Origin of the sequence: Actinophytocola sp. (assembly GCF_050699915.1) — a bacterium.
Classification (GTDB): Bacteria; Actinomycetota; Actinomycetes; order Mycobacteriales; family Pseudonocardiaceae; genus Actinophytocola.
Window position 1 is genome coordinate 1 of sequence record NZ_JBOHGA010000301.1, and the last position, 6,219, is coordinate 6,219.

The following is a 6,219-nucleotide window of genomic DNA, read 5'->3' on the forward strand; positions in this document are numbered from 1 at the left end:
GGCCGCGGCCACCCCGGCGGCCAGGCACTGCGGGTCCTCGCCCCGTGCCAGCGCGTGGTCGGCCGCCTCTATCGCGGCGGCGATCTCACCCGCCCGCCACGCCCGGTCCGCGCGCAGACCGTCGTTCTCCAATAAGTCGCCGCCGATCATGACTGGGGTCTTTCCGCCTGGCCGGGGTCCGCGGGCTCCTCGGCCGGCGGATCCTCGGGATTCTCTGGACTCTCGGGGCTGGTGGGGGTCGTCGTGTCCGTCGGCGTCGTGGTGGTGGTGTCCGGCGGCGTGGTGGTCGTCGACTCGGGTGGCTCGGTCTGCTCGGTGTTGGCCGGTTCCTCTGGCAGGGGTTCCTCGACCTGGGTGCGGCGAGGCTCGGCCGTCCGGCGCGGCGTCTCCGCCGCGGCCTTCTTTTCCTTAGTCGTCGTGGGGGGCGTGGTCGTGACGGTTTGCTCGGTCGAACGCGTCGGGCTCGGCAGCTTCGTGTCGGCTTCGGCGCCGGTGGGCCCGGTGTTCGAAGCAAGCATGATGCCGCCACCCACGAGAAGTCCAGTAGCGACTGCCGCCGCGGCCGCGACCGTCCGAGACAGACCGAACTTGGCGGCCGGCCGGGTCGGGGCGGCCAGGGCGACCGGCACCGGCGGGCGCACCGGCGCCGGCGCCGGGGCGGCACGCAGCACGACGCGCGTCGGCTCCTCCGTCATCCGCGCGGCCGGCTCGTCCGCGTCGAGCCCGCCGATGGCGAGCGCGGCACCGATCGCGGCGTCGCCCTTGGGGTTCGGGGCCACGGTGACCGGCCGGCCGAGGATCTCCGAGACGACCTGGGTCACCAGCGGGATGCGGGCCGAGCCGCCGGTGAGGAGCACGGCGGGCACGTCCGCCGGCGCGCTGCCGGCGGCGTCGATCGCGCGGTACAGCGTCGCCGCGGTCTCCTCGATCGTCGGGCGGATCAGCTCCTCGAACTCGGCACGCGCGAGCCGCACCCGGGTGTCGACGCCCGGCAGCACCACCGGGATCTGCACGTCGGTGTCCGCGGACAGCGCCTCCTTGGCGAGCGTGCACTCCCGCCGCAGCCGGGCCAACGCGGTTCGCATGGCCGGGTCGGCCGGGTCCAGTCCCGTCCACTGGTCCCCCAACGCCCGGCGCACGTGGTCGAACACGAGCTCGTCGAAGTCCAGGCCGCCGACCTCGAGCTCCTCGGGCCGGGCGGCGAGTGCGAACCGGCCGTCGGGAAGCCGGCGCACCACGGCGGCGTCGAACCCGGTGCCGCCGAGGTCGTAGACCGCGACGAGCTCGCCCGCCGCGACGGGCACGTGCTCCGCGTATGCGTGGGCGGCCGCCTGCGCTCCGGTCAGGAAGACCGTCGAGCCGAGGCCCTGCGCGGCCAGCGCCGCGTGCAGCGACGCGAGCCGGTGCTGCCCCCAGCCGGCCGGATGCGTCAGTGCCACGCCCGCGGCCGGACCGCCCCACATGCCCGCGACCGTGCCCACGGTGTGGGCGACGAACCGTGCGGTGAGCGCGTCGGCGGTCATCGAGACCCCGCCGAGGCGCAGCGGCGTGCCGTCCCCGACCCGGCGGGTGAACTGCCGCGCGACGCGGTCCGGCTCGGTCGCCGCACGCTGCTCCGCACCCTCTCCCAGCACCAGCGAACCGTCCGGGTTCACGAACGCCACGGAGGGCACGAACGCCGCGCGGGGGGCGAACGCGACCACGTCCGCACGCCCGGCACGGCACACCGCCGCGGCGGTGAATGTTGCGCCTAAATCCACTCCGACCTGGTAAGACATTTCCGGCTTCCCCTCTCACTCACCAGCCGAATGGATTCGATACGTAAATCGGCCCGGTTTGGTTCAAACGAATTTCGCGGACTTGTTCACGAACCACGATGTGGCCTGGTGAGGCCCGCCGGCATCGGGGAAAACCCCTTAGCGGCCCCGCACGGTCCCCCACCCACCCCCGTACCCCCGACGAGACGGACGGGGAACATCCGGATGGCAGGCGCGGCGAGCCGACCTAGCTTTGGTGTCAGCCGGGCGGATGCTCGGCGGGTGCCGCGAAAGGCGTTGCACCCCAACGAGAAGTCACCATCAAGGAGTGCAAGATGACGAACTTCGACCTGTCGGAGATGCTCAAGGCCGTCGCGAACGTGGACCTGACCACGGTGCTGGACGAGGAGAGCAACCAGAACCAGGAAGGCGCGCAGATCGCCGACCAGGCGGCGGACAACGAGACCAACCAGGTCGGTTCGCAGGACAACAACCAGAGCCAGGACACCGACACCGACACCACGACCGTGGCCGGCGACGGCGGTAACGGCGGCGTCGCGGTGGGTGGCAGCGCGAACGGCGGCTCCGGCGCGGGCATCGGCGGGGACGCCGGCGACATCGCCCAGAGCGGCAAGTTCAACATCAACTTCGGCGACTCGACCGGTGGATCCGGCGTGGGCGTCGGCGGTGCCGGCGGCACCGGTGGGAGCGCGGACGCCAGCGGTGGCGACGGCGGCAGCGCCGAGTCCAAGGTCGACGTGGACGCCGACCAGACCAGCGACCAGGACCTGGACCAGGACAACGAGACCGACCAGGACGTCGAGGCGGACCAGACGCAGGTGCAGGACGCCGACGCGGACCTGGACCAGGACTTCCGCGCCGAGGTGGAGGCCGAGATCGAGACCGAGATCGACGACCTCGACCTGCCGGTGTGATCCCTGACCGTGCGTGGCCGGAGCTGCTCGACGCGTTCCGGCCACGCATTTAATCCACTTTGGAGTGACCGACATGGCATCCATCGACACGCTCATCGACTTCCTGATGGGCCTGATGCGTGATGAGGAAACCAAGCGGGAGTTCGAGCGCGACCCCGACGGCACGTTGGGCGGCAAGGGCCTGCAGGACGTCACCGCGCAGGACGTCCAGGACGCGCGGCTGATCATGGCCGACAACGGCAGCGCCCAGCCTCGCTCCGACGGCGGGTCCCAGCCCAGCGGGTACCACGAGGGCTCGCTGAGCGGCGGCGGCAGCGCGGTGCGGGAGATCCTGCACACCACCAACACCTTCGAGATCGACCAGAGCCGGCAGATCGACCAGACCAACATCACCATCGACAACCGGGACACGACGATCATCGACTCGTTCAACTCACAGGACGAGGTCACGGCCATCCAGGACAACGACACGATCAACAACGACGTCGACGTGATCAACGTCGAGGACTCGTTCAACGACGAGACCGACGACGAGTCCGAGGAGCCGACCGAGGGTGGGGACCCGGCCGAGTCGGAGGAGCCGGCCGAGGCCCCGAGCGGGTCCGACGACCCGGCCACCAGTGGCCCGGCGGCCGACCCCGAGGACGGCGAGGTGAGCATCCAGCCGGTCGAGGCCGGCCCGGAGGACGTGCCGTTCGACGCCGAGCCGGAGGCCGGCATCCAGCCCGTCGAGGAGGACCCCCTCGTCGACGGCGAGCCCGACCTCGCCGACTCACCGGTCGCGTGAGGTGGCGTGATGGCGGCGAAGGCTGAGCCGGTCGCGGCCGTGGACCTCGCGCTCGGGGCGCTCGCGAGGTACGAGCGCCCCGACCTCGAGGCCCGGTTGCGGCAGGCACGCGAGCGGCTGCTCGCCGACCACGTGCGCGTGCTCGTGGTCGGCGAGTTCAAGAAGGGCAAGAGCATGCTGGTCAACGGGCTCGTGGGGGCGCCCGTGTGCCCGGTGCTCGACGACCTCGCGACCGCGGTGCCGACCGTGGTCACCTACGCCGAGACCCCGGCGGCCGCCGTGATTCGGGTGCTGGACGGCGTCGGCACCGAGGCCGTCACCGAGCGCACGACCGTCCCGCTGGACGACATCGCCCGCCACGCCACCGAGCAGGGCAACCCCGGCAACCGGGAGCGGTTGAACCAGGTCGAGATCGGGCTCCCTCGGGCGGTGCTGGCCGGCGGTCTGGTGCTCGTCGACACCCCCGGCGTGGGCGGGCTGAGCTCCGTGCAGGCGTCGGCGACAGCGGCCACGCTGCCCGCGGCAGACGCCGTGCTGCTCGTGTCCGACGCCTCGCAGGAGTACACCGGGCCGGAGCTCGAGTTCCTGCGCCAGGCCGTGGCCGTGTGCCCGAACGTGGCGTGCGTGCTGACCAAGACCGACATGTACCCGGAATGGCGCACGATCGCCGAGCTGGACCGCGGGCACCTGCGCCGGGCCGGCATCGACGCGCCGCTGTTCACCGTGTCCTCGACCATGCGCTGGCACGCCCTGCTCGCGGAGGACGACGAGCTGCGGGCCGAGCTCGCGGCCGACTCCGGCTACGCCCCGCTCGTCGGCTACCTGCGCAAGGACGTCCTGGGCCGGGCCGACGAGCTGGCCCGCCGGTCGACCGTGCACGACGTGCACGCGGTCACCGACCAGGTCGTCGCCGCGCTGCGCACCGAGCAGGCCGCGCAGGAGAACCCGGAGAGCGTGCAGGAGGTCATCCGCCGGCTGACCGCGGCCGAGCAGCGCGCCACCGGCCTGAAGGAGCGCTCAGCGCGCTGGCAGCAGACCCTCAACGACGGCGTCGCCGACCTCAACGCGGACATCGACTACGACCTGCGGGACCGGCTGCGCGAGATCGTCCGCGACGCCGAGGAGGTCATCCAGAACGGCGGCGACCCGACCCGCACGTGGGAGCAGTTCGTCGCCTGGGTGGAGCAGTGCGCGGCGGCCGCGGCGTCGGCCAACTACGTGTGGGCGACCCAGCGCGCGCGGTACCTGGCCCAGAAGGTCGCCGAGCACTTCGACGAGGAGCGCACGCACGTGCTGCCGGCACTGCGCATCGAGCCGTCCGACGCGCTTCGGTCGGTGCGCGCGATGACCATGCGGGACGACGCCGAGTCGTTCGGGATGGGAAAGCGGCTGATGACCGGGATGAAGGGCGGCTACATGGGCATGCTGATGTTCGGCATGCTCGGCACGATGGTCGGCTTCTCGCTGACGAACCCCATCGCCGTGGGCGCCGGCCTGCTGATGGGCCGCAAGGCGGTCGGCGACGAGCGCCGCCGCCTGGTCACGAAGCGGCAGAACGACGCGCGCACCGCGCTGCGCCGCTACGTCGACGACGTCACCTTCCACGTCGGCAAGGACTCCCGCGACATGCTGCGCGGTGTGCAGCGGGTGCTGCGCGACCACTTCACCGCGCAGGCCGAGCAGATGAAGCGCTCCCTGCAGGAGTCGCTGAAGGCGGCGGAGACGTCGGTGAAGGCGACCAAGGCCGAGCGCGACGACCGGCTGGCCGAGCTGAACGCGGAGATCGCGCGGCTGGACAAGGTGGCGCAGCAGGTCCGCACGCTGCTGCCGCGAGGTAGGACGGGCGCGGCAGCATGAGCGGGAGAGAGGAAGCGTCCGCCGTCTGGACTGACGAGCAGCGCAGCCGTGAGGAACGAACGGCGAGCAGCGCAGGAGGGAAGACGGCGGGTAGCGCCCGAACGGAGCGAACCGAGGACACAGCATGATCCTGTCCCACGCGGTGCGGCAGGTGCTGCACACGGCACTCGCCGCGTACCGCGACCAGCCACGGACCGTCGAGCTGCTGCGCCACCAGCTGCAGCGGCTGGACGAGCCGCTGCGGGTGGCGATCGCCGGCAAGGTCAAGGCCGGCAAGTCGACGCTGCTCAACGCGCTCGTCGGGGAGGCCGTCGCGCCGACTGACGCGGGCGAGTGCACCAAGGTCGTGACCTGGTACCGCAACGGTCCGGCGCCGCGGATCGTCATGTACCCCAAGGACGGCGGGCCGACGCCGCTGCCGGTGGTCCGCCGCGACGGCGCGCTGGACATCGACCTGGGCACCACCTCGGCCGACCGGTTGGACCGGCTCGTCGTCGACTGGCCGGCGCAGAGCCTGCGGGCCACCACGTTGATCGACACCCCGGGCGTCGCGTCGATCAACGACGGCGTCTCCAAGCGGACCGTGAACTTCCTCGAGCCGGACGACGACACGCCGACCGAGGCCGACGCCGTGCTCTACCTGATGCGGCACCTGCACGTGGCCGACGCCGAGTTCCTGGAGGCGTTCCGCGACCAGGGCGTGGCGCGGGCGACCGCGGTCAACACGGTCGCGGTGATCTCCCGCGCCGACGAGATCGGCGCCGGCCGGCTGGACGCGATGTTCGCCGCACGGGCGATCGCGACGCGGTACCGGTCCGAGCCGGCACTGCGCGGGCTGTGCCAGAACGTGGTCGCGGTCGCCGGGCTGCTCGCGCACACCTGT

Annotated in this window: 5 protein-coding genes; 4 read left to right on the forward strand and 1 reads right to left on the reverse strand. The window is 72.1% G+C overall.

Annotation, left to right across the window (positions count from 1 at the left end):
• Positions 1-146 precede the first annotated feature (146 nt).
• Positions 147-1,760: an Hsp70 family protein gene (locus ACRDSK_RS30815; RefSeq protein ID WP_431444912.1), complete on the reverse strand. Its 1,614-nt coding sequence runs from the start codon at positions 1,758-1,760 to the stop codon at positions 147-149.
• Positions 1,761-2,092: 332 nt separating this feature from the next.
• Between ACRDSK_RS30815 and ACRDSK_RS30820 the strand changes: the two genes are divergently transcribed.
• From ACRDSK_RS30820 to ACRDSK_RS30835, 4 genes are all read left to right on the forward strand, one after another.
• Positions 2,093-2,692: a hypothetical protein gene (locus ACRDSK_RS30820; protein ID WP_431444913.1), complete on the forward strand. Its 600-nt coding sequence runs from the start codon at positions 2,093-2,095 to the stop codon at positions 2,690-2,692.
• A 73-nt stretch (positions 2,693-2,765) separates the two neighbouring features.
• Complete coding sequence (locus ACRDSK_RS30825; RefSeq protein WP_431444914.1) at positions 2,766-3,479, forward strand: IniB N-terminal domain-containing protein; 714 nt, start codon at positions 2,766-2,768, stop codon at positions 3,477-3,479.
• 9 nt (positions 3,480-3,488) lie between these two features.
• A complete protein-coding gene (locus ACRDSK_RS30830) occupies positions 3,489-5,336 on the forward strand; it encodes a dynamin family protein (protein ID WP_431444915.1) in 1,848 nt (615 codons plus the stop codon).
• A 124-nt stretch (positions 5,337-5,460) separates the two neighbouring features.
• Positions 5,461-6,219: dynamin family protein (locus ACRDSK_RS30835; RefSeq protein WP_431444916.1), on the forward strand; the 759-nt coding region annotated here is incomplete at its 3' end.